We start from the raw sequence: 23,219 nt of genomic DNA, 5'->3' as shown, positions 1-23,219 counted from the left end.
CCTCCTGCCTTCGGCCAGCGCCGCATTGCTGGGCCGCCAAGGCACAGCCGGAACCCGGCGGCATGGACATAATGATGGTCGAGGGGTACTCCGAAAGTGAATACTCCGACATCGGGGGAGGACAACAGAAACAGCCGAATTACGCGCAAACTTCTGAACGGCATTCACGGTACGGGCGGATGCGATGTTACGACTGAGGCCTGCGGAATACCTCACGCAGCCTCTCGGCCTGCTTCGGGTGTCGGGAGGGAAGTGGATCTTGTGACTGGGGACTGAATTCCGCGACGACGTCACCAATCGCGGAATGGCAGCCGGCCCTTCTATCCTCGCGTCTGGCGGCAAACGAGAGCATGGCTCAGGTCCGGGCAGGCGGTGAGCGTTTGAACTACCCTGTCGGAGTGGGCAGCAAGTTCGCTCACCACAACCTCCGGCCCCGCAGGGATTGGGGCAATCGGGGAATGACTCCCGTCCCTTCTCTCCAATGGTTCTCTCTTGGGCGGACACTGTTATGTCTGCTCGTGTTCACGACGCCATGCGCCTGATATGCGCAATCGGGCCTGATACCGTAGATCGGCATCAGGCCCCGCGGGCTAATTGTGTTGTTGGCGGATCAACCCATACGGTACGGCGGGGTGCGCCCGAACGATGTAGCTTCCGGGACCGGTGCGCGTGACCATGATGCCTGTCCGGTGCCGGATAGCGGCTTTCTGGACTCTTAGAATGGCGTCCTCAAGGGCCTGGTCGACCTCTGATTGCATGGTGACGTTGACCTCCACTGCACCAGGTGAGTTGTATGGGGGAGCGGACTCGGTCATGCCGGGATCACCACTGACGTGCAAACTGGCAGGTCGGTAACAGAGAAACCGGCGTGGATTCTGTACTCGCCCGGTTCGTACGTCCATTTGTCTTCCCAGTATGCGAGCAGCCGTGTGGGTAGTCTCAAGACCGCTGACACTGTTTGTCCCGGCTCGGCCCAGACGGGGGCTGAAGCAACAAGCCAACGGACAGGCCGGTCTACGGCGGAGTCGTTCTTTTCGGCGTAGAGCTGCACGACTTGTTTGCCGGGGCGTGGACCGGTATTGGTGAGCGAAACTGTAACGGGCACGGCACTGCCTGCTTCGGCAAGAGTCGCTGCTGCGTCGATGCTTGTGATGGACCAGGTGGTGTATCCAAGGCCAAAGCCGAAATCGTAGGCCGGCGTCGCCCCGGATTTGAGCCACGCCCTGTATCCGATATGAATCCCCTCGTCATAGCTGAGTTTGCCGTCAACATCCGGTGTGGTGTTCAGCACGGGCACGCTTCCTTGGGTGGCGGGCCAAGTGGTCGGCAGCCGGCCTCCTGGTTCTGCATCGCCGGTGAGAATGTCGGCCAAAGCGGTGCCGAACTCTTGCCCGCCAAAGTAGCCGATCAGGATCGCGGCGACTTCGTGGCGCCAGGGCATGACGACGGGTGCGCCCGCGTTGACGATGACGATCGTTCGGGGGTTTGCCGCGGCTACTGCGTGTACCAGGCGGTCCTGCATGCCTGGTAGGTCCAGTGACGTACGGTCGTAACCCTCGGACTCGACTCGGGAATTGGTTCCGACTACAACGACGGCGATGTCTGCTTGGCGGGCAGCGGCCGCCGCTTCGATGATCAGGGTTTCAGGATCCACCGTGGTTGGTTCAGTGCCGAGAGTGACGCTCAACGCGTTCTCAAGCGATCCGGTACGGTTGCCGGTGTGGAGTTCGACCCGGACATCAATTGGGATCCCGGCGGTCACCGCCAATTCGACAGTTGAGGAGGGAGGTGCCAGGAAAGACTCGGCGAAGTCGTCAGAATTCACCTCGATCATGGCTTCATGAACCAGTTCGTTGTTGACATAGATCCGTGCATGCCCCGCCGTAGCGGCCCCGAGCCGGATGGTTCCGGTGGTATCGGGGGTGTAGATGGTGTGGAGGCGCAGGGTTGCGGACTCGCGGATCGGCGCGTTGCCGCCCAACCACACCAACGCTGTTGTACTCCGGTCTTCCGTGAGCAGCTCCGTTCCGGCAGCGTCCAGGAAGGTTGCCCGAAGGCCAGGCGCTTGGGTCACGGGATTGGTTAACTGTTCCAGTGGCAATTCGGCGACGCCTTCTTGCACAATAGCGCCGAGGTTGTAGGAGACGTTCTCGGAACCGAACACCGTGCGCAACCCATCCAGTGGTGAGACAACCTTGTCTGGAACAACGGTCGCAGAGCCGCCGCCCTGTGTGCGGGCGTACTTGGCGTTGTGTCCGATCACAGCGACTTTGCCCACGTGGGGGCTGTCGAGCGGCAGAACGCCGTCGTTCTTGACCATGACGGTGCCGGCAGCGGCGGCCTCCCTTACGAAGGCCACCAGATCCTCGAGGTCGACCGGCGCCGCCTGCACTGGCTCGAAGCCCTCCAGCGCACCGACCCGGGCAGCCAGCTGGAGGATGCGCAGGACCTTCCGATTAATACTTGACTCCGGGACGTCCCCGGCCCGGACGGCTGAAACGAGTGCAGCACCCCAAGGGCCGTGGGGTCCGGGCATGACCAGGTCCTGTGCGGCGTGGGCAGAATTGATACTGCGCACGGCTGTCCAGTCACTGACAACAACACCGTCGAAACCCCACTCGCTGTTCAGAGGAGTTTCCAACAGTTCGTTTTCGCTCGCAGTTACGCCGTTGACCGAATTGTAGGCACTCATTACCGCCCAAGCCCCGGACTCGACGATGGCCTTTTCGAACGCCAAAAGGTACAGCTCACGCATGGGGCGCTCGTCGATCCGTGCGTCGAGAGTAAGACGATCCGTTTCGGAATCGTTGGCTACATAGTGTTTCGGTGTGGCAGCGACTCCGTTGCGTTGGACTCCGTTGACGTAGGCAGCGGCCAATTCCGCCGTCAGCACCGGGTCTTCGCTGAATGCTTCGAAGTGCCGTCCGCCCAGGGGTGAACGGTGCAGGTTAATCGTTGGTCCGAGGACAACATCTACACCTTTACGTCGTGCTTCCACCGCTGATGCGGCACCCAACCGGTCGGCGATGCCGGGGTCCCAGCTGGAGCTGATGGCCGTGGCTGAGGGAAAGCTCATCGAGGGCTGGCGCTCGTCCCAAACTTCTCCGCGTACACCCGTGGGACCATCCGAAACCAGGATCCGGCGCAGCCCAATCTTCTCCATCGGCCAGGTCGTCCAGACGTCGCGACCCGTCAACAAGTGGACCTTCTCTTCAAGAGTGAGTTTGTCAAGGAGCCCTAGGAGGCGCTGATCCGTGGCTGTCTCTGTGAGTTTCGCGGCTGTTGTGGTTTCCATGGTGTTCTTTCTTGACATGGTTGAGTGAGCGTCTGTGGAAGTTGCGCCAGGCCCGATGCTGCTGGGCTGCATTCTGAGGGTGGTTGCGGTGCTATCGGCCGGGCTGTCGGGGGCAGATTTCCTCACCGGACTTCACCTCTGACGCATGTGTTCGGCATGAGGAAGCGGCGAACTAGGATTTGCCGGGGTTGGCGTGCTTGTGGAAGGGGTGCCTGGGGACCGCCATTGTTGTGATCCCAGCACGCTGGCCACGACCAGCAGAATTCCGATGAGCTGAATGGTGGTGAACGGCTCTCCTCCGATAACGACGCCGATGATGACCCCGGTGATAACAATGAGCAGGCTAATCACGCCCACGGTGGCAGCAGGCAGGTGTTCGAAGCCGGAGAACCAGCAGAAGTATGCGAAACCGGTGGCAACGAACGTCAGGTATGCGACCGCCCAGAGGGCGGGCCCGTCCAGCACGGGTGGGGGTCCCTCCATAAGAGCTGCAACGATCAGTAGCTCAAGTCCGCCCACTAGGAGTTGCCACGCGGTCCACGTGAGGGGTGGCACGCCCCCACTCCACTGTTTGTTCAGCGCCGCCCCAAGTGACATCAGGATGAGCATCCCTACAGATGCCGCCACTCCTCGCCAGTCCATCCCGTCCGGGTTTGTCCCGACTATGAGCAGGACGCCCCCCAGACCCAGTACGGCCATCAGCAGCACCCACGGCCGGGTTCTCTCCCTTAAAACGACCCACGCGAAGAAGGCGATCGTCAGCGGGCTTGCTGCGCCCAGAGCGGCGGCGATGCTTGAAGGCAGCAACTGCGCGGCGATGAAGACCAAGAAGAAGAACCCGCCCATGTTGATGCTGCCCAGTAGCAGGGCTCGCGCCCACTGCACGCCGCGGGGTAGGCGGCGAACGATAAGCAGAAGCACCAGCCCTGCGGGGAGCGCCCGAAGGGCTGATCCCCAAAGCGGCATATCAGCAGGAAGGTAGGTCTGGTTCACCCAGAACACGGACCCGAATGCCATTGCTCCCATGGCGGTCAGAACCGCCCAGAGCCATCGACGGGAGGTCAAGCTGTGCATATGAAAAGCCATTCGATAGGAAAGGTGAGGGCAGAGAGGGCAGAAGCGTGCCGGTGCGAACGCAGCCCCCATCATCTGAAGACGGCGGGTTCTGCGTTGAAGGGTTCCTTGGGCAGAAACGGCGGATTGCAAAGTCGCGGTGAAGGTATCAAAGCCTTCCGTCAGTGGCCGCGATCGTATCCATGGTTGCTCCACGGCGACGAACTCTTGCCTCCGTGTGGACCACGGGGGACCGGCACGGGGGTAGCCCCCGTGCCGGTCCCCGGAAGGACTTACTCTGTGAGTTCGGCTTCGCCCGCGAGTGACGGTGTTGAAGCGGGCGCCATTCGGCATTTGGTGGCCTGTTCGTAGGCGTAACCTGCACCGAGGACCTCCGCGTCGGTGCCTGGGGAAGTGCCCATGATCTCCATGCCGGTCGGTAGTCCGTTGACGTATCCGGCGGGGACCGACAGCGCGGGGTACCCGAGCAACGGTGCGATCATCGTGTTCCCGGATCTCATGATGGATTTGCCTTTTGGCGGGAGGGTACGGGTGGACGGATAGACGACGAAGTCGGCACCAGATTTTGCAACGTGGCTTGCGAACCATCCTCGTAGTTGACTGCGCTGCAGTTCGTGCTTCTGCCGGCCTGCCTCGTTGCCGGGGTCTGAGGTGTCTTCCCCGTTGGCGGTTAGCCGGTCGACTCTGGTGAGTCTGTCGAAAGGTTCAGCGGTCTTTGCCAGTTTCGAGTTGTCCGCGCCGAGTTTGGAGAGCCAGAGGTCCTCGGCCTGTGCGCCGTCTGAGTAGTCGCTCGTTCCGAAGACCATCCCGGCGACATTCCAGTCGCTGGCGCTCTCCCACAGCAGTTCCGTGCCGGGAGCATAGGAGGACCTGTCGGCGGTCAGGTTCGCGTCGATGATGACGAGGGTTGCGCCTGCCTTCTCAAACCCCTTCACCGCTTCATCGAAGTGCTCAATAACGACTTGGTCCGACGAAAAGACGTTCGGTTGGAAGATTCCGATGGTCTTCCCGTGCAGGAAGTCCTCCAACAGATGTTCGGTGTACGTGTCAGGGATGGGAATCTCCTTGTTGCCCGGCCAAGAAGGATCGAAGCCTGCGATGACATCCATCATCACCGCGGCGTCACGAACGGTCAGCGACTGGGGCCCGGGGGTATCCGCCCAAATCGAAAACGGGACAACCCCGTCCATGCTGACCAGTCCCGTTGTCGGGCGGAAGCCGACGGTGGCGGTGTAGGAACCGGGGACGCGGGTGGAGCCGCCAGTGTCCTCCCCGAGCGCAAGGGGCGCGTATCCGGCTGCCAGACCCGCACCGTTTCCGGAGCTGCTGCCACCCGGGTGACGCTCCTGATCGTACGGATTGGCGACGTTGCTGTGTCCCGCAGCGGTGCGCGCGAGGATGATCGCCCCGGCGTCGCGCAGCTTCGCAACCGTGAAGGCATCGTCGGGAGCCAAGATGTCTGCCGCGAGTTCGCTGTAAGCTCCCTTCGTGATGGGGTGCCCCTGAATATCGAACACTTCTTTCACCAGGATCGGTACGCCATGCAGCGGGCCGCGAACTTTGCCTCCGGCACGTTCAGCATCCATGGTCTGGGCATCCGCGATGGCCGCCTCGTTCACGGCAACCACGGCCGTGAGCCCAGGCTCGTTGCCGTACGGCTGGTCGAACGCCCTGATGCGTGCCAAGTAGGCTCCGACCAACTCCACTGAGCTAATCTTCCCCGCCGTGAGAATGCCCTGAATCGTGGTGGCGTCCAGCCCGACAAGGCCCGCCGGCGCGATCGCTCCCTTCCTGGATCCCTGTTTGCTCACCGGACTGAACGAACTTTGAAGACGGCAAGGCACCCCATGACTGTCAGCGCGGCCGCTGTCATGAAGAGGACGGTGTAGTTCTGTCCGCCGCCGATGGCCAGGAGAGCAGGTGCGAGGGCCGGGGCGAGGGATTGAGGTACGACAGCCATCGCGGCGGAGAATCCCATCGCTGTGGCTGCTTTCTCGGCGCTGGGCAGCGTGCTGGTGATTAGGGCGAGGTCGATTGCCAGGTAGAGACCGAAACCGATACCGGCAACGCTTGCTCCGATGAGGAACACCGGAATCGAAGTGGACAGACCCACGATGATCAGTCCGATTCCCATGATCACGCCAGCGCCGGCGACGAAGATCTTACGCCTGCCGAAGTAATCCGAAAGCCACCCGGTGGGCACTGCCGCCACCAGGACCGACACTGCGATGACGGTCGAAGTTACCGCCACCAGTCGGGCGGCCTCGTCGGCGGCCAACCCGAACCGGTCCATGGCCGCGTAGGTCTGGTATCCCACGAACGTCGCAAAGCCCATGTTTACCAGGAAGCGATTCAACGTTGCCCATCCGAAATCGTGGTATTTGAAGGGGTTGACCCATAATCCACTCAGAAACGAGAGAAGCGTCAACTTGGGACGGTTGGGATCAGCCGGCGCTGGCCGGTCGGGCATGACCCGAATGAGCCAAAGCAGGAATACTAGTGCAGGCACGAAGGGCACCATGAACATGAGGATCGTTGACCATGCCACCGGCTGAATCATCCACGTGCCGATCATCGTTGAGAGCGTGCCGGTCATTCCCATGAACGCCGAAACCCTGGCACGGTGCGAGGTCGGTATGAAGTCGAAGACGCCAGTCTGGATCACCGTTGTTGAGGCATTCATCATCAGCTGGACGATGCACCAACCGGCCACGATGACCCAGAGGTCATTGCCCAGGCCCATCAGCAACAAGCCGGGCAGACCTCCGACAACAGCTGCGATCAGATACGGTCGGCGGCGTCCCAATTTTGATGTCGTGCGGTCGGACAAAGATCCAAACAAAGGCCCCGAGACCGTTGCGCACAGGGCACCGCAGGCGAGCACGACCGCCAGCGAAGCGTTCTTCGTGTCCGGAAACACTTCAGCGACGCGCAACGCAAGCGTGAGAACGGCAGGTGTCATGAGCGTTATGAACACCCCAAGCTGGGCGAGGACAAGCGCCATGGCGACAACCAGCCGGAATTTCTGCGGTGTGCCCGCAGTGTTTTCAGGTCCGGCTGTGGCTGTCCCCGCACGTGGCGGACTTGAGGGTTCAATCATTGGTGAAGCTCCTTGATATGGGGCGAAACGGAAGAGGGAAGCCTGGGTGATGGACTTTTGTCCGTGTCGACATCATCGTCGTGAAATCCTGACCTGAGGTCAGCGGTGACAGCGGCCTTCACGAGCGACCGGCCACATAGTCGTCGCGACGCACAACGAGCACATCGGTGGGTTGCAGGGCAGAGTGTTGTGGCTGAGGGTCTGCAGTTACGCTGCGGTGCTTTACCACCCAGGAACCGTCGACCTTCTCAAGGAGGTCGTTGTAAATGCCGGTCAGCGTCACTCCCGCTTGGGGGGCCTCACCCGGGCGGATAATCAATATGAACGATGTGACACGTGCGTGGTTCTCGCCTTTCTCGGTGTACACGTGGTTGCCAAGCCAGTGTCGGGCGTGGCCAAGGTTTCTGCTGTAGATCTGCTCGACGAGGGCAATGACCGCGTCGCGGCCCTCGTGACGGCCAGAGTGCTTGGCTTCCTCTGGAAGCCCAGTCACCTCAAAAATGCCATCCTCGGCGAAATCCGCGGCATAAGCTTCTGCATGGCCGAAGTCCATGTTGTACTGCATCCGGGCGAACATTTGCCGGTGATCTTCGTAGTCCTGCAGGGTGAGCGTCATTATTCGGTCCTCTCGTGGTGATTGGGTGTGGGATAGTCGTCGAGCGCGCCCCACACAGGTGGAGCGGCGCTGGAAGTGTCAGGAGTCTGTTAACCGGTCCTTGAGCTTGGTGATGGTCTCAGCGCCCAGGTCTCCGGCTGCTATGTCGAGCACGTGGGTGAATGCCATGTTCCGCATCATGTCGAGCATCGGCAATTTCTCCAGGCCGGGGATCACTTCGACAAGAATGGGGCCTGCGGTGGGGTCGTCCATGACGTCAGCGAACGTCGCGGTGGAGAAGTCGAACCGATTGGCCTGTTGAACGGTCGTGAGCGCACGATCCTCGTCCGTGGGGGCGGGCGCTGCGGTCCAGTTGTCGTATCGCAGCCCGAAGCCGTACTCGAATGCCGGGTTGGCGGTGTCGCCAGGGACGTCGGGCAGGTTCTTCAGTACCTCTTCCATTGAGGACGGGATCTGGAGCGGTAGCTTGCCCTTTGGTTCTGCCTCGCCGAACACCACGCGCGTGAAGGCTTCGTCGGTGGCGCCGAAGTTCACGACAAGGGAAGCGTTCATGGTCGTGAATGGGGTGAGAATGGCGGGGCGGTCGAGGTAAATGTCGAGCACGGTGGGCACTTGGGCGGCGATCGCGCGGATGCGGGTGATCCTTTCGTCGGGGAAGTCGAGCGAACCGGCGTGCATGAAGAACTCGATGCTGCCTGGTTTTCCGCGCTGTTCCCAGGGTGCGACCAGCCGCAGGATCGCAACGTCCGCTTCTGCCGGGCTGGCCACGACATTGGCTCGGCCGGCGAATGCGGCGGCTTCGACACCTTCGATATAGACGTTGATGTTCTTCTGCAGCGGCAGGTGGTTCGCGCCTTCGTTGTTGATCAGCAAGGTGTGTGCGGCCGCCTGCGTCTTCAGCCCGTCTTCGCGGGCTTCGGCTGTCCCAACGGTGACGTCGGCACGTTCGACGTCGACGAACGGGTTGTCGAACAGCCCGAGCACGAACTTCTCACGCAGCAGTCGACGGACCGACAGGTCCAGACGGCTTTCCGGCAGCTGGCCGTTGCGAACGAGTTTCGCGAGGATCTCAGGCCTGAACTCGCCACCGAACTGGTCAATACCTGCGTCGAGGGCTTTGAGCATGCGCTCTTCGTACGTGAGGTGTTCTACGCCCCAGAACGTGCCGGAGAGGATGCCCCAGTCGGAACAAACTATGCCGTCGAAGCCGAGCTGATCGCGGAGTAGATCGGTGACGATCGCCCTACTGAATGCGAAGCCGACCTCCTCGTAACCGATTCCCATCGGCATGCCGTAGTACGGCATCACCTGGGAAGCGCCGGCGGCGAAGACCTCCTTGAATGGTTCCAGGTGGTACTCGAACATCCCGCCCGGGTAGACCTGCTCCCGGCCGTAGGAGAAGTGGGGGTCTTCACCGTCCTTCTGGGGCCCACCGCCGGGGAAGTGCTTGACCATCGCTGTCACCGACTCGCCACCTAGCTGCTTGCCCTGCAGGCCGCGTACGTATGCCGCGCCCAGGCGGCCGGCAATGCCGGCGTCCTGCCCGAACGTGCTGGACGCCCGTGCCCACCGCGGTTCGGTCGCGAGGTCGAGCTGCGGGTGCAACGCGAGCCGGATACCGACGGCGAGGTACTCGCGACGGATCGTGTCCGCGAATCGTTCGGTGAGATCTGGGTCGTCCAGCGCCCCGAACCCCAGGGTCTCCGGCCACTGCGAGAACGGTCCCGCCAGGATCGCGGTACCCGGATTGTTCCCGAACGAATGACGCGGATCGGTACTGATCGTCACCGGAATACCCAAGGGGTGCTTCCGCCACTCCTTCTGCACGGAGTTGGCCCACTCAGCCAGGCCGCGCGCGGTCGGGGCTTGCAGAACATTAAAGTGGTTAATCCGCTTTTCGAACAGCCTTCGGGTCGACGGCGACCCGAACACCCCCGGGCCATCGATCTCTCCGAACGCTGAAACGGGATGGAACATCAAGCCCGTCTTGTCCTCGAGCGTCATTCGGGACAGCAGATCCTCTACCCGAGTCTCCACGTCGAGGGAGGCGTTTTGATACGGGTACTGGGGGGTGTCAGTCACAACCGAGGCCTTCTTTCTAATACTGGGTTCTGGTTAGCGGTCTGTTACTTCAGTCCGGCGGTGGACACACCTTGGATGAAGTACCTCTGCAGGAAGAGGAATAGTAAGAGGATCGGCAGGAGGACCACCATGGCCGCGGCCAGCAGCAGTCCGAATGCGGTTGTATTCGATGCCTGCGAAGCGACCGCCAGTCCGATCGGCGCGGTGTATGTGTCCTGGGACTGGGCGACGACCAACGGCCAGAGGAAATTGTTCCACGATGCCAGGAACGAAAGGATGCCGACGGTCGCCACTGCGGGGCCGGACAGCGGAAGGAAGATGCGGAAAAAGATCCGTCCCTCACTAGCTCCGTCGATCCGTGCCGCTTCCATAAGCTCGAACGGCACCGAGTACGCGAACTGCCGCATGATGAACACGGACAGTGGCATGATCAAAGCCGGAAGGATGATGCCGATGAGGGAGTCGACCAACCCCATCTGCACCACGATCACGAACTGCGGCACGAAAAGCGCGACGTAAGGCACGATCATGGACATGATCACCAGCGGAAACACCAGGCCACGGCCGCGGAACCGGAGCTTGGCCAGCGCATATCCGGCCATCGCGCTGAAGAGGATGTTTCCCACCACCGCCACCGCCGAGACAATCAAGCTGTTGACCATGTATTTGCCGAAGCCACCCTCGGCGAACAGCTGCACGTAGTTGTTGAACTGGAAAGACTTCGGGAACAGGGCCGCCGGGTTTGAAAGGAACTCCGCCTGCGTCTTGAAGGAACCGAAGAACAGCCAGACAAACGGCAGGAGCATAAATACCGCTATGAGGGTCAGTACGGTGTAATTAACGGCCTGGCGACCGGTACTCGAGGTATTCAATGTTTCGGCCTCAGCAATCTGAACTGGACGATCGCGACTAGGCCCACCAGCAGCAGCAGCAGGACAGATCCCGCCATCGACGCGGCAATATTGCCGAAGCCGAACTGCTGGTATACCCACAGCGCCATCGAGTTGGTGGATCCGAGCGGGCCTCCTCTTGTCAGCAGGAATGGCTCCTCGAAGATATTCAAGAACATCACCGTCTCGAGGACAGTAATGAGCAGCGTCGTCGGACGAAGCAGCGGCATAGTGATAGACCACAGCCGCCGTGCTGGCGAGGCGCCGTCGGTTGAGGCGGCCTCGAGCACTTCCTCGGGGATAGCTTGGAGGCCGGCGAGGAAGAGGATCATGGCGTACCCGGCGGTGCGCCAAACACCCATCATGACGACGGTGGTGATCGCCCAGCCCGACTCCCCGAACCAATTCGGGTGCGGCAAGCCAACTGACTCGAGTGTCGCGTTCACCGGTCCTGTGATCGAGAAAGCGTATTGCCAGATGACTGCCGCCGCCACGATATTCGTGATCACCGGGATGTAGGCGGCGGCCCGGAACGTACTCCTCAGCCGACGGATGCCTGTGTTAAGCATGAGGGCCAAAGCCAGACCCAAGCCCATGCTGAGCGGAACGCACAGCACGACGAAAAGGATCGTGGTGAAGAACGCTTGCTGGAACGTTGGGTTCCCGAGCACCCCAAGGAAGGTGTCAAAGCCGACGAAGTTCACCGAAGATGGGTTACGGATATCGCGGGCGGTCATGTCCGTCAGGCTCGCGCCGACGGCGAGGAGGGCGGGGATCGCGGTGAAGACAGCGAAGATCAGCAGGAACGGCAGGACGAACAGCCAGCCGGCCACTGCTTCGGCGGGGGTGCCCTCGCGCGGAGGGCGGCCGCCGCCCCGGAGGCGCCGCTTGGGTGTCTCCGGGATGACGGCTGCTTCGGTGGAGGTGCTCACACTACTTGCCCATTCCAATCTGCTCGGCCTGCTTCTGCGCCTCGTCGAGGGCCTGCTGGGCGGACTTGCCGCCACGGACGACCTGTTCGATTTGCTGGCCGATCGCGTTGCCCACCTGCTGCCACGTCGGGACCGACGGGGGAGCGACGCCGTCCTTGAGCGCCTCGCGGATTACCTCAAGCATCGGACTCTGGAGTGCGGGGTCCTCCCACGCTGCCTTGACAGCGGGCAGGTTCTTGAAGATCTTGTACCAGTAAACCTGCTGCTCCGGCGCTGACATGAACTTTGCGAACTTCCAAGCAGCGTCCTTATTGCCCGCATTGGAGGGAACCATCCATCCGCCGCCGGCCACGGTCGCGATACTGTGCCCCGAGGGTCCTGCCGGGTTCAGCGCGTAGCCGATGTGCTTGTCGGACCAGCCCGCCCCGTTGGCGTCATCGAACCATCCGCTGTACCAAGGTCCGCCATTCCACATCGCGGCGGTCGTGCCGTTCGACATCCACGGCACGACATCCAACACGGTCGGACCGTCCGGCGAAGCGTACCCGTCGGCGATCAGGCCTGCCCAGTACTTCAACGCCTCGACATTCTCCGGAGTGTTGATCGTCCAGCTCTTGCCGTCCTTGCTGAGGAACGATCCGCCATTCTGCTGAGCGAACTGGGACACCTGGAAAGCGGTGTTCGAGTCCCAGTCCACCCTGAGCGCCAGCGGGTCCTTGACCCCGGAGCTCTTCAGCTTCTTGGCGAATTCGCGCATTTCGTCCCAGTTTGTCGGCGCCTTGGCACCGGCCGCAGTGGTGAGATCGGAGCGGTACAGCATAAAACCCGCCCAGGTGTACCAGGGAACCGCATAGGCGACGTTGTCGACGACCGAGGCGTCCCAGACAGCCTCAACGTAATCCTTCCGGTCGGCGAGCCCATCGGGCACCGCATCGAAGCCGCCGGTGGCGATCAGCTCGCTGTAAATATTGCTCCAGGAATAGATGAGGTCAGGAACTTTGCCGGCGGTAATGGCCGCGGTCATCTTCGCAGCGAACTGGTCGCCGGGGACCTCGGTTATTCGCATCTCAACGTCCGGGTTCTCTTTCTTGAACCGATCAAACATCTCCGGCAGCTTCGCGCCATCGCCGCCCTGCGCCCAGACCTCGACGACGCCCTTAGCTGGCCCATCGCTGATCTTTACGGACTTTGCGCCGGTACTGGCGTTGTCGCCGCGGCCGCAACCGGTCAAGACGAGAGCAGCAGACGCCACGAGGGCTGCGCCTGACAGCATCACCTTGCGGCGAGACGGTTGGGGGAAATTCATTGGGGAACTCCTTTGTTCGGGTGGGAGGGCCGCGATGCGTCCGAAAACAAATATCTACGCGTGTGTAGGTTTTGTCAATACCTACACGAAAGTTAGTTTTCGTCGTATGGTGGTCAGCGTGACTGCACAAACAACCGAAGCGAACCCGGCCCGGCGTGGGGGCTACGCAAAAGGCCGCGCCCGGCGGGCCGAGATCGTGCACGCCGCTAGCGATCACTTCGCGGAGCGGGGGTTCACTGCCGCGACGATCTTGGATATCGCCAACGCGTGCGGAATCACCCGCGCGGGCTTGCTCCACTACTTCGCCGACAAGGAAGCGCTGCTGGAAGCGGTGCTGGAGGATCGCGACGCCGCAGACCAAAAGCGCTTCGAACCGTACATACAGATCCGCGGAGGCGTTGGTGTTCTGAGAGGAATGGTCGACCTAGCCGAACACAACCGTCTCGTCCCTGGTCTCATCGAACTTTTCGTCAATCTGACCGCCGAGTCCCGCTTCCCAGACCACCCCGCCCACCGGTACATGACTGAGCGCTATCAACGCATCCGCTCAGGCACAGCACGCGCAATTCGCGCAGCTATACGGGCCGAGAACATCGGGGCCGATGTAGATGCGGAAGATGCAGCCGTGCGACTAACGGCACTCATGGACGGCCTGCAAACACAATGGCTCCTCGACCCCACTATCGATATGGCTCACCACCTCCGCACCGAGATATCAAACATGCTGACTCCCGCAGGCCTTACCGCCTTCGAAGCCGCTGGCCGCGAAATGGGCGCAGTCGCGCAATCGCTCGACTGAGGGAGGCCCGAGCCCCTACATCCCGACTCCGGTATGACGATGGATTTCCATCCTGAGTCAAGGCTTCAAGTCGCCACGGTGACATTGTCCGTTTGCTAGCCGACCGAATTAATAGTCGAGCCTTCGGCACGCTGAGGAGCCGGTCATCTGCCGACGTTGAGAATGAGCGCATCGCTAGAGTTCTTCGGCCTCGGTAGCGGCTCAAGAAACCCTCGGTTTCCGTGGCACGAAACTGACTGTCAGGGCCTGTTCCATCAAGGGAAGGCGTCCCACGGATTGGTTCCCTTACCGGGAAGTACGTGCCTGTGGTCGCACCGTTATGGTTCATGACAACATTCGCCGCCGTGATTGTAGGGTTGGGCCTCGTGGCGTTGATCACGTCCTTTGTGTCATCGGTTTCGGACGGGGAATGGGCCAGAATAATCCTGCCGGTCGTGATTGGCCTATTTGCATGGCTTCTCCTTTTGTGGGCGCGGTGCGACTGGGATGCCCGGGCCCGGCGGCGCGATGGTGGCATACCGGAGCCGAAGGACGACAAGAAGCCCGTCCAGATAGACCTCCACTGGCTACCCACGCGCACCCGAAACCGTCGTCGAGACTCCCAGTAACCAACAACAGCGAACGGTTCGACGTGAGACGGAAGCGCCACTCCTGCTTCGATTCCAGCGGGTTGGACACCACCACCGGCCTCATTATGGGGAGAAAATCCCGGCCTGAGCTACAAGGAAGCCCAGCAGTAAAGACGATGTCCTGCAGCCGCCGCCCGACGCGCCAGGGCCGACAGGTCCTTCAGGAAGTCGGCGAGATCTCGGGGATCCGCCGCGTCAAAGAACTCTTCAGACTCTGACCACGGAACCGCCACCTGCTCAATAACGTCGTCATCGATACAGGTCAGGGCCTGGGACAAAAAGTCAGTGAGAGTCACCACCAGGAGCTCATCTCCGTCTCGCGTCGCCAAGGTGTGGCCGCTTCGAGGGTCATCAACGACGTCGTCGTAAGCCCTGCCGGTTAAAAGCTCTTCGAGCGCGCCGAGCTGCACCACAGGATCTATGCCCTTCACTGAAACCGTCTCATAAACGAGAGGTCCGAGTGCACTGGGGGTCAGACGTTCCGTTGATCGCCGTCTCAGACCGAAAAAGCCACGTCTCGGTTCAACCGACGGGACGATTGCCGCCGGGTAACCCGGGCCGCCTGGCCGATCAATCACCGCCGCGGCTTCCTCGTCGGATCCAGCCGAGAAATAGTCAAAGAGCACGCCCATAACGGCCATTCTCCATGACCCCGCGGAGAGTATCCCAACCGCCGGCCCGCAGCGCTGTTCGTGCCCACTATGGGATCAACCAGATGCCCGATTCTCTCGACCAGTCGCGACTCGTTCGCAACGCCGATAACCGCGCGTTTCAACAGGCTGGAAGTTGGGACTGTCTGAATAACGGTGTGTGGGGTTCGGCCTTATCCGAGGGAGACGGCCGTGTCAGAATCCGCGACCGAGATGACAGGGATGATGATCGATCCTGTGACGGGAGAAATCATTGACCAGAAGGAGCTTGCAGAGCGGTTGCTCGCGCAGGCCAAGGAACAGGGCGTGAGCCTGGTGGGCCCTGGCGGACTACTGAACCAGCTCACGAAGAACGTCCTGGAAGCGGCACTGGACGCGGAACTGACCGAGCACCTAGGCCATGAGCAGGGCCAGAAACCGGTCGCCGCGAACGTGCGTAACGGCACGAGATCAAAAACCGTGCTGACCGAGATCGGCCCGGTTGAGATCGAGGTGCCCCGGGACCGGGACGGGTCATTTGAGCCGATGATCGTGCCGAAACGGAGACGGCGTTTGGACGGGATCGACGAGGTCGTGCTCTCGCTCTCGGCACGTGGGCTGACTACCGGGGAAATCGCCGCGCATTTCGAGGAGGCTAACGAGCCAGGGTTTTAAAGACACCATCAGCCGCATCACGGAGAAAGTCGCAGCCGAACTGGCTGAATGGTCCTCCCGGCCGCTGGATCCGGTGCTCTTCGTTGACGCGATCGTGGTCAAGGTCCGTGACGTGCAGGTACGCAATACCCCGTTCTATGTCGTCATGGGAGTAACCGCGAACGGGGAACGGGACATCCTGGGTATCTGGGCCGGTGACGGTGGCGAGGGTGCCCGGTTTTGGCTGCAGGTCTTCTCCGAGTTGAAGAACCGGGGGTGTGGAAGATGTGTTGATCGCTGTCTGCGACGGGCTCAAGGGCCTGCCGGAAGCGACCACGACCACATGGGAACGCACGATCGTGCGGCAATGCATCGTTCACCTGATCCGAAACAGCTTCCACTACGCCGCCGCCAACACCGCGACGGCATCGTGAAGGCACTCAAACCCGTTTACACCGCCCCGTCCGAGCAGGCACCCAAAGACCGGTTCGCTGAATTCACGGCAGAGTGGGGACAACGGTATCCGGCAATCGTGCGGCTTTGGGAGTGCTCCTGGGCGGAGTTCGTGCCGTTCCTGTAACACGACGTCGAGATCCCAAGGGTGATCTGCACGACGAACGCGATCGAATCGATCAACGCCCGCTACCGCGGGGCCGTGAAAGCCAGGGGGCACTTCCCGAATGAGAATGCTGCCCTGATATGCCTGTATCTGGTCACCAGATCCCTTGATCCAACCGGTGGAGGAAGAGCACGCTGGACCATGAGGTGGAAATACGCGCTCAACGCGTTCGCCATAACGTTCGCCGGACGGTTCGAAAGAACCATCAAACAATGAAAACCGCCGGAGCCCACACACCGTTTATCGGACAGTCCCGACCTTTCGTCAAGCTGGAGACAAGGCCGCGATCAAGGCATGTCGAGGTTGTTTCTGTAGGCGGTGTTTTTGTTGGTGTTCCAGCCGGCGATGATGCCGGCTCCGAGCATGTGGTCGGTGAGGCGTGCGAAGCGGTAGCCGGGGTCGGTGTCGAGGGCGAGTTGGAGGTATTGGTGGGCTTTGGATCCTCTGCCTTCCCACCAGTTGATGTAGCCGATGGTGGTGAGGATGGGTGCTGCGTGTTCTGGGGCTGTGAGCGTGTAGGTGTGGGTGAGGAGTTGTTTGGCCCGTTCGATCCGTGACCAGTTCGGTGCTGTGGTGGTTTGGGCGAAGAGGATGTATTCGGGTGGTTCGTTGATGCCGGGGATGTCGGCCATGAGCCGGTCCCGGATGTGCGGGAACTGGTAGTAGGCGATGAGCTTTAGGACGTCCGTGTCGGTGGGGTAGTCCTTGGTCTCGAGCATGGTGGTCCAGAGCTGGTGGGCGTCTTGGGTGGCTGTCGCTGGTGGTCCGTTGAGGATGGTTTCCATGTGGTGTTCGACGGCGGTCGCGTGCTCACGCTGTTGGGTCGCGGCGGGGAGGGATATCTGGTTGGTGGGTTCGATGGTGCTGCCGCGGTAGATGAATTCTGCGTTGACTTGGGAGTATTCGGTGTTGCTGAGGGGGATGGAGATGTCGCTGCCCGGCATCGCGTCGTAGGGGGAGTAGGTGGTGTTGGTGACGTAGATGCCGTCGCGGATGGTGATGCCTTCATGGGCGAGGACTCCGGTGAGGGCTGCGATGGTGGTTCGGTGTGGTCTGGCTTCGCCTGGTTCTGGTGTTTTGGTGGTGTAGAGGGCGAAGACGATGCCGTTGGCTCGTTCGTCGGTGGTTAGGTAGGCGGCGACGGTTTGGGCAAAGTGGGTTTCGTGGCCGGGGTGTGTGGGGAGGTCGATGCGGAGGGTGGCGCCGACTTTGTCGTTGTTGAGGGTGATGCAGACCAGGCTTTCTTGGGGCCAGAACCCGAGCGTATGGCCGATGAAACTGAGCAAGTCAGCGGGGTCCTTGATGGTGAGCGCGTTCATTGTCCTGTCTCCTCGTGCGTCCTTGGCCGGTGTTGACGGGGCCTGTTCTGATGAGGCTCCAGCCATCCATGGACGCTAGACCTATCCTTCACCATGACCGGGTTGCGTCGACTCTGGTATCGAGCGCGCGAGGCGATTGACGTGCCAACGTAGAGGACGCAGCGAAACCATGGGAGCCCGGCGCAGTCATCACGGTCATCACCTCGATGCGGTCGCTCGCACGAAAGTGCCCACTGGATTGCTAGCGAACGCGCTTGCTCTGCCCTCGAGCCCTACCGGACAGCCGTGATCGGAGTGGGGCGGATTCGGACATATGCGCCGTTATCGGTGGATACTCGCTGTCGTCGATTTCAGGGTCTGTGTGAATGTTCGGGAAGAGCCCGCGCTAGCCGCTGTGAGGGCGATGTGGGCGTTGGAGTTTGCGATACCGAGCACTTCCGCTCCTCTCGTGTGGCAGCCTATTCGGTAGTTGAATCCGTCTGGTGATCCTGTTGGTTCTCCGAGCCGCCATGGTCGTGATGACGGCCGCGGATTTTGAGTTGGGGAGCCTTCGATCCGATGACTGCATAATTTTTGAGCTTCTGACGAGATGCCACCCGTCGGCCCGTACCCAGCGTCACGGAAGGTGTAATTGTCATCACCTGTGTGCGATGCTCTCGCACGTTCTTGGCGAAGTGCTCAAGGGGATATATGAACTCCTTGTAGTCCCCGGCCTCGACCCTTGTTGGCAAGGTATTCCCTTTCCAGGATCCCTTGATCGAAACGTGCTGTCCTGCCGGAGTTGCCAGCAGGCAGTCGTCGACGGTGGCCGGAAGGCGCCCAACGTTTCGGACGGTGAACAGGATCGCGACTTCGCCGAAACCTTGGCTCCTCATGAATTGCAGAAACGTTTCGGTTGAAAGGGACAGGCTAATCTGGTCGGGGGAGTAGTCGATAATCTGATGCCCGTCAGTCGCTCGCACCTTGATATCCAGCTCGATCTGGCGACCGCTGCGTCGCCAAGAAGAGACATTCCAGAGCAGGCTTGCACTACCAACCAACAGGGATAGCCCGGAGATGATCGCCGCGACGAGGGCCATAGTGAAGGCTGTTTCGGGGTCCATGTATCGGACGATACCTTCCAAGGATCTCAGCTGCTCAAACGGCCGGTTCCTACAGAGTCGCCTCTCGTAAGATACCGTTGATCGCGGTCGTCGCAGGTATTCTTTCTCGGTGAAACGATTCCTGAAGCTGTCCGCGTGGTGGGCGCGCTGGTGGCACACTCTGTTCGCAATTGTGGGAACAGTCATGGCTTTTGTGGGGGCGTACTGGGGTTCATACAGTGGCGATGACGAGACGCCGTGGAAGATCTGGATCTTCGAAATTCCGTGGCAGTTTGTGGGTTTCGGCGTAGGCATAGTTGGGGTGACAATGGCAGCGGTCCTGCCCGTGAGGGAGACACGCGCTTTGAACGCGCGAATTTCCACTCTGGAGTCTGACGTTTCTCGTGCGGAAGAAGAAGGCCGCGAGAAGGTAGATCAGGCGAAGGTCGAGGGACGCGAAGACTTCTTGCTCATCGTCGACTTCGTGCTACTCCCTTTGCTGCGGAACCTCGGTCGGCTGTCCCGCACGAAACCTCAATCCCGTGCTCGGAAGGAATTGGAGGTTGAGATTCGCACCCTCGCGTTGAATGCGCTGAAAGAAGTGATCGATCCCTCAATCCCCAGGTTGAGAGCCAACTTCTACAGGCTGAAATACTCCAGTTCTGACCAACCATACCTGGCGCAAGCGGGTAGCACCGCCACGCCTCCGCGGCAACGATTCGACCTCTCCCGTCCCGGCACGGAGTCCGACGCGTTGCTTGATATGCTGGCCACAGGCTCCTACGTTTTTACAGCTGATTGCATCAACGACCCGCCTCCGGGGTTCGATAACACCCGACCCCGCTCATATGAAACGTTCATTTCCGCTTCAGCCTCTGATGGTTCTGAAGTGGTCGGGATGCTCACAGTGGATTCCCCTGAAGCCGGAAGCCTGACGGAAGCGGACGCAGTGCTGGTGCGGCTGATTGCAACTGTGGTGGCAATCGCGGATGCCATAGCGATGGGAAAACGAGATTGAATCTTTGTTAAACGTGCACGATATTGACGGGCCTGTGGTGCAGAATGGTCGTACACCGGTGGAAGGGTGATCATGGGAAAAATGGTTTTCAAGGGTGAGCGCAACGGGGAGATTCAGAAGAACCCACGGGAGTACTACCGCCAGGCGCGTGAAGTTGCTCGAGAAAGGGCAGCCGCTCAGCTCAAAGCCGAGAAGAGAGCTGCGGCCGCTAAGCAAGGACCTTCGGGTCGCTCGGGCCGCGTAATGTACGGCTGACTCTCGCAGTTGAAGGAGGTCCCATTCCGGAAAGGAGGGGACCTCCTTCATTTGCACCTGGTCAATCTGTGCTCTTCCTTAAGTGTTCGGTTTGGCGTGCAAGGCAGCGATGCGCTGTGTCTCGTGAACGGATCGCAATCATGTTTTCGCCGGCCGTCGCCTCCTTCGCTTGATCTCGGAATCCAGCCAGACGGGGCACTTGTGGGAGCGAATTCCCTGTGGCCATCTCAGGAGCGATCAAACTGATAATGATAAGGAGTTGATCCTCACACGTGGGTGGCATGGAAGCGATCTCCGGCGTGGACTTCACGCCATCGACTTAGAAGCTACCAATTCGGACCGCGATTCGGCCTGCGCCGTGGACGTGACGATGGTCCGCGGCGGCGTCATCACGCAAAGCCGGTCCTGCCTGATCCGCCCCCACACCAGCCTCGACGCGTTGACGCTCGACTGACGCCTCTCAACAGCCGGGACGCACAGGGGGAGACTATGGGCCGGGAAGCCGGCCCGATTCAAGGATGGTGTTGGACCGTGACGAGCATGGCCGTTTAGAACGTGGCCACGAAAGGCCCTGCGGTGACGTCAACTCGGGGCGCGGACCAACGGCATGACGTTCAGACCCTGCTGTTTCCACGGAGTAGGCGCTTCCTTACGGGAGAAACGGGATCTTGCCTGACGCGTACGGGCTGTGTCCTGCAGCTTTGAGTCCCGGGCGTCCAGAAGCCGTCAGGTCAAAGGCTCTAAAAGGAGTTTTCTGCGGGCAGTCTTCGAAAACTTGCACCGTCATTGACGTTGCGGAGTTTGCTTGCTGAGGCGGTTTGCTGAGACGCAAATCTGTGTCATGCGGACTTTGTACCAACACCAGTTCGCCTTTGATCAGCGACTGCCCAACAATGTCTCGTGCCGTGGGCGCCGGGGCGGCGAAAACGAACCAGAGCCAATCAGGGAGAATCTCGTCGTCCGGCTTCTGGGTCAGTGCAGCTTTCGTATTTGGCGATGCCTTGAGTGCCGATTTCGCCCAGTAGTGCTTTCAGAGTGTTTATGGGAGCTGGCTCGAGGGCCGGCCAAAGGAGTGCGTGAAGCCTGCGATGCGCGGAGCACGGCTCCTGTCAGGGGTCCCGCATGCCAAAGAGAGCCTTGAGGATCATATGGTCTGGCTTGATATCGGCGTACAGACAACTGATCTGCCGACACATCTGGAACGCAGCCCTCCGGCGGAGCTGGAGCGCTAGGCTTAGGCTGTGAAAGTTATCGGTTTGCCCCGCTCAATAGAGGCAGAGGTCATCGTCGTTATCGCCCCTTCGTACGGCGAGGGCCGCGCCAGCTCCGATACTCTGATCCCAGAAGGCTGGGCGCGCCAGCAAATGCGGACCAAGAACTAGGGGTCTGGTCTTGGCGCAAAAAAGGGATCACCTTCCGGCGGAGATCAAAAGAATCGTTCGGCAGCGTTGCGGCTTCGGATGCGTATTCTGCGGGTCTCCCGCATTTCAGTACGATCACATCGAGGGTTATGGCGTTACCGGACATGACGCAAAAGCTATGACTCTGCTCTGCTCGTTTCACCATGACGAGAAGACGCTTAACCGGCTGCCAATAACCGCTGTGCGCAAGGCAAACAAGAGTCCTTATAATCGCACCAAGACCCTGGGATCTTCGCACCCGCTTTACTTCGATGGGCCAACGCTCGATGTCCAGCTAGGTTCGTTTACTTTCGTCGGGTCCACTGATGCGCCAGAGTGCACGATCATCGAAGTGGACGGCGAACCTATTTTCCGGATTCGCTTCGAGGAGGATGGCTTTATCTCCCTAGACCTCACAATCCGGGACCACGATAACCATCCCGTCCTTATAATCCGGCGGGGCGAACTACGACACTCCACGACGACGTGGGATGTTGAATTTGAGGCCCAGACGCTAACGGTTAGGCGTGCTTCGCGAGACATTATTCTTCGTATTCAGATGGCCACACCTGACAGAATAGTCATCGAGCGCGCCGAGCTATGGGCCGCTGGGATCTTTATCCGTGTAGGCGCCTCCTGCCTTGAAAAGGACGGCGGCATAGAGGTAGCAAACGTTGGGAGTGCCGGCTTCAAGGGTGGGAAGGCCGGTGACTTCAAAGTGATGGCGGCCATAGGCGATTACCTCGGCACCGAGGGCGCCGGGGTCACTATACCGGTCGCGAAGAGGTGGTACGGAGGCGTTCCGGCGGTGCCAGGCAGCTTCTCGAAGTACGGAGGCGGGCAGAACCGGCCATACACCGACCCCTGGTACCTGAGCACATGTTCACCCACTCCGCATGGTAGCTACCTACTGCCCGCACTCTGGGGAGCATAACCGCTGGCCCCGTTCCGAACTCCCTGCAGATTGTTACCAGAGCGCGGTTGGGATTGCGGCCAGCCAGCCCTCAGCGGCCATCGACAGTTTTGGCGGCCTCTTCGGCTGGGCTATGGCTTTGTGGAACGTTCAAATGGACAAGGTTCGTTGTGGCCCCATCTGTATCACCAGGCCAATAGCTACGATTCGTAGCGGAGCCGCTTCCGAAGCTTGGCGTCGTCGTAGTTCCGTCGAGTGGAATCTCCGCAGGCACGTCGTCCTCAGTCCGAGGTACGGCTGGCTGCTTCGGCTGTTGAGCTTCCGGCTTTGGCAATCCATCGCAGCGTCGGGTGAGTCACGGACTCCCGGAGGCGGGGCCTTGGAAGAGTCAAACCCTCGTCCTGAGAGGCGGTGCTCGGTCCCAGAAGCAGAGCGCTCTGCGGTAGAAATCGGTTGTGTGACGCCTTCTCGGCAGTACGCCGCGAGAGTGGAACGGGCAAAAAGGAAGTGTGGACAGTAATGATGGAATTGGTTGTGTCGCGGCGTGGCTCTAAGTGTGGTTGACGCCCTGTGAGGGGTTTGTCTTGACATTGATCTGTCCGCCGCG

17 protein-coding genes and 1 pseudogene are annotated in these 23,219 nt (G+C 60.7%); 5 read left to right on the top strand and 13 right to left on the bottom strand.

What is annotated here, in order from left to right; genetic code table 11:
• Window positions 1-590: 590 nt before the first annotated feature.
• The 10 genes from ACIPY3_RS22230 to ACIPY3_RS22185 form a co-directional block, all read right to left on the bottom strand.
• The gene (locus ACIPY3_RS22230) at window positions 591-815 is read right to left on the bottom strand and encodes a hypothetical protein (RefSeq protein ID WP_400337531.1); all 225 of its coding nucleotides are present in this window, start codon (window positions 813-815) and stop codon (window positions 591-593) included.
• Window positions 812-3,295 (bottom strand): glycoside hydrolase family 3 protein, encoded by a 2,484-nt coding sequence (locus tag ACIPY3_RS22225; RefSeq protein ID WP_400337529.1) that lies wholly within the window; start codon window positions 3,293-3,295, stop codon window positions 812-814. Before ACIPY3_RS22225 ends, ACIPY3_RS22230 begins: the two co-directional genes overlap by 4 nt.
• Before the next feature lie 132 nt (window positions 3,296-3,427).
• Entirely contained in the window at window positions 3,428-4,369 is a 942-nt protein-coding gene (locus tag ACIPY3_RS22220) for a DMT family transporter (RefSeq protein WP_400337527.1), read from the bottom strand.
• Between the two features lie 272 nt (window positions 4,370-4,641).
• Window positions 4,642-6,075 carry an amidase gene (locus ACIPY3_RS22215; protein ID WP_400337525.1) on the bottom strand — a complete coding sequence of 478 codons (1,434 nt, stop codon included), beginning with the start codon at window positions 6,073-6,075 and terminating at the stop codon, window positions 4,642-4,644.
• A 101-nt stretch (window positions 6,076-6,176) separates the two neighbouring features.
• Window positions 6,177-7,373: an MFS transporter gene (locus ACIPY3_RS22210; RefSeq protein ID WP_400337523.1), complete on the bottom strand. Its 1,197-nt coding sequence runs from the start codon at window positions 7,371-7,373 to the stop codon at window positions 6,177-6,179.
• Between the two features lie 214 nt (window positions 7,374-7,587).
• Window positions 7,588-8,085 (bottom strand): nuclear transport factor 2 family protein, encoded by a 498-nt coding sequence (locus ACIPY3_RS22205; protein ID WP_400337521.1) that lies wholly within the window; start codon window positions 8,083-8,085, stop codon window positions 7,588-7,590.
• Between the two features lie 78 nt (window positions 8,086-8,163).
• Window positions 8,164-10,167, bottom strand: a complete 2,004-nt coding sequence (locus tag ACIPY3_RS22200; RefSeq protein ID WP_400337519.1) for a glycoside hydrolase family 3 protein — start codon at window positions 10,165-10,167, stop codon at window positions 8,164-8,166.
• Window positions 10,168-10,211: 44 nt separating this feature from the next.
• On the bottom strand, window positions 10,212-11,039 hold the full coding sequence (locus tag ACIPY3_RS22195; RefSeq protein WP_400337517.1) for a carbohydrate ABC transporter permease: 828 nt from the start codon (window positions 11,037-11,039) through the stop codon (window positions 10,212-10,214).
• On the bottom strand, window positions 11,036-11,989 hold the full coding sequence (locus tag ACIPY3_RS22190) for a carbohydrate ABC transporter permease (protein WP_400337515.1): 954 nt from the start codon (window positions 11,987-11,989) through the stop codon (window positions 11,036-11,038). The genes ACIPY3_RS22195 and ACIPY3_RS22190 overlap by 4 nt, the downstream gene beginning before the upstream one ends.
• A 1-nt stretch (window position 11,990) precedes the next feature.
• Window positions 11,991-13,295, bottom strand: a complete 1,305-nt coding sequence (locus ACIPY3_RS22185) for an extracellular solute-binding protein (protein ID WP_400337513.1) — start codon at window positions 13,293-13,295, stop codon at window positions 11,991-11,993.
• Window positions 13,296-13,329: 34 nt separating this feature from the next.
• Here ACIPY3_RS22185 and ACIPY3_RS22180 point away from each other — a divergent pair, with 34 nt between their 5' ends.
• Entirely contained in the window at window positions 13,330-14,094 is a 765-nt protein-coding gene (locus ACIPY3_RS22180) for a TetR/AcrR family transcriptional regulator (RefSeq protein WP_400337511.1), read from the top strand.
• Window positions 14,095-14,812: 718 nt separating this feature from the next.
• On the opposite strand, the gene ACIPY3_RS22175 is transcribed toward ACIPY3_RS22180, so the two are convergent.
• Entirely contained in the window at window positions 14,813-15,355 is a 543-nt protein-coding gene (locus tag ACIPY3_RS22175; RefSeq protein ID WP_400337510.1) for a hypothetical protein, read from the bottom strand.
• A 240-nt stretch (window positions 15,356-15,595) separates the two neighbouring features.
• Between ACIPY3_RS22175 and ACIPY3_RS22170 the strand changes: the two are divergent.
• Window positions 15,596-16,841: pseudogene (locus ACIPY3_RS22170) on the top strand (IS256 family transposase).
• Between the two features lie 71 nt (window positions 16,842-16,912).
• Here ACIPY3_RS22170 and ACIPY3_RS22165 read toward each other — a convergent pair.
• A complete protein-coding gene (locus tag ACIPY3_RS22165) occupies window positions 16,913-17,944 on the bottom strand; it encodes a DUF4192 domain-containing protein (RefSeq protein ID WP_400337508.1) in 1,032 nt (343 codons plus the stop codon).
• Window positions 17,945-18,402: 458 nt separating this feature from the next.
• Entirely contained in the window at window positions 18,403-19,047 is a 645-nt protein-coding gene (locus tag ACIPY3_RS22160) for a hypothetical protein (protein WP_400337506.1), read from the bottom strand.
• Window positions 19,048-19,156: 109 nt separating this feature from the next.
• On the opposite strand from ACIPY3_RS22160, the gene ACIPY3_RS22155 reads away from it, so the two are divergent.
• From ACIPY3_RS22155 to ACIPY3_RS22145, 3 genes are all read left to right on the top strand, one after another.
• Window positions 19,157-20,044, top strand: coding sequence for a GAF domain-containing protein (locus ACIPY3_RS22155; RefSeq protein ID WP_400337505.1), 888 nt, complete (start codon window positions 19,157-19,159; stop codon window positions 20,042-20,044).
• A 514-nt stretch (window positions 20,045-20,558) separates the two neighbouring features.
• A complete protein-coding gene (locus tag ACIPY3_RS22150) occupies window positions 20,559-20,753 on the top strand; it encodes a hypothetical protein (protein WP_400337503.1) in 195 nt (64 codons plus the stop codon).
• A 1,085-nt stretch (window positions 20,754-21,838) separates the two neighbouring features.
• Window positions 21,839-22,633 (top strand): hypothetical protein, encoded by a 795-nt coding sequence (locus ACIPY3_RS22145; RefSeq protein ID WP_400337501.1) that lies wholly within the window; start codon window positions 21,839-21,841, stop codon window positions 22,631-22,633.
• The last annotated feature ends 586 nt before the right edge of the window (window positions 22,634-23,219 follow it).

The sequence above is a fragment of the Paenarthrobacter sp. NPDC089714 genome (assembly GCF_044748905.1).
In the GTDB taxonomy this organism is placed as follows: Bacteria; Actinomycetota; Actinomycetes; order Actinomycetales; family Micrococcaceae; genus Arthrobacter.
The sequence above is the reverse complement of the archived record's forward strand: the minus strand, read 5'-3'. Positions and strand labels throughout refer to the sequence as shown.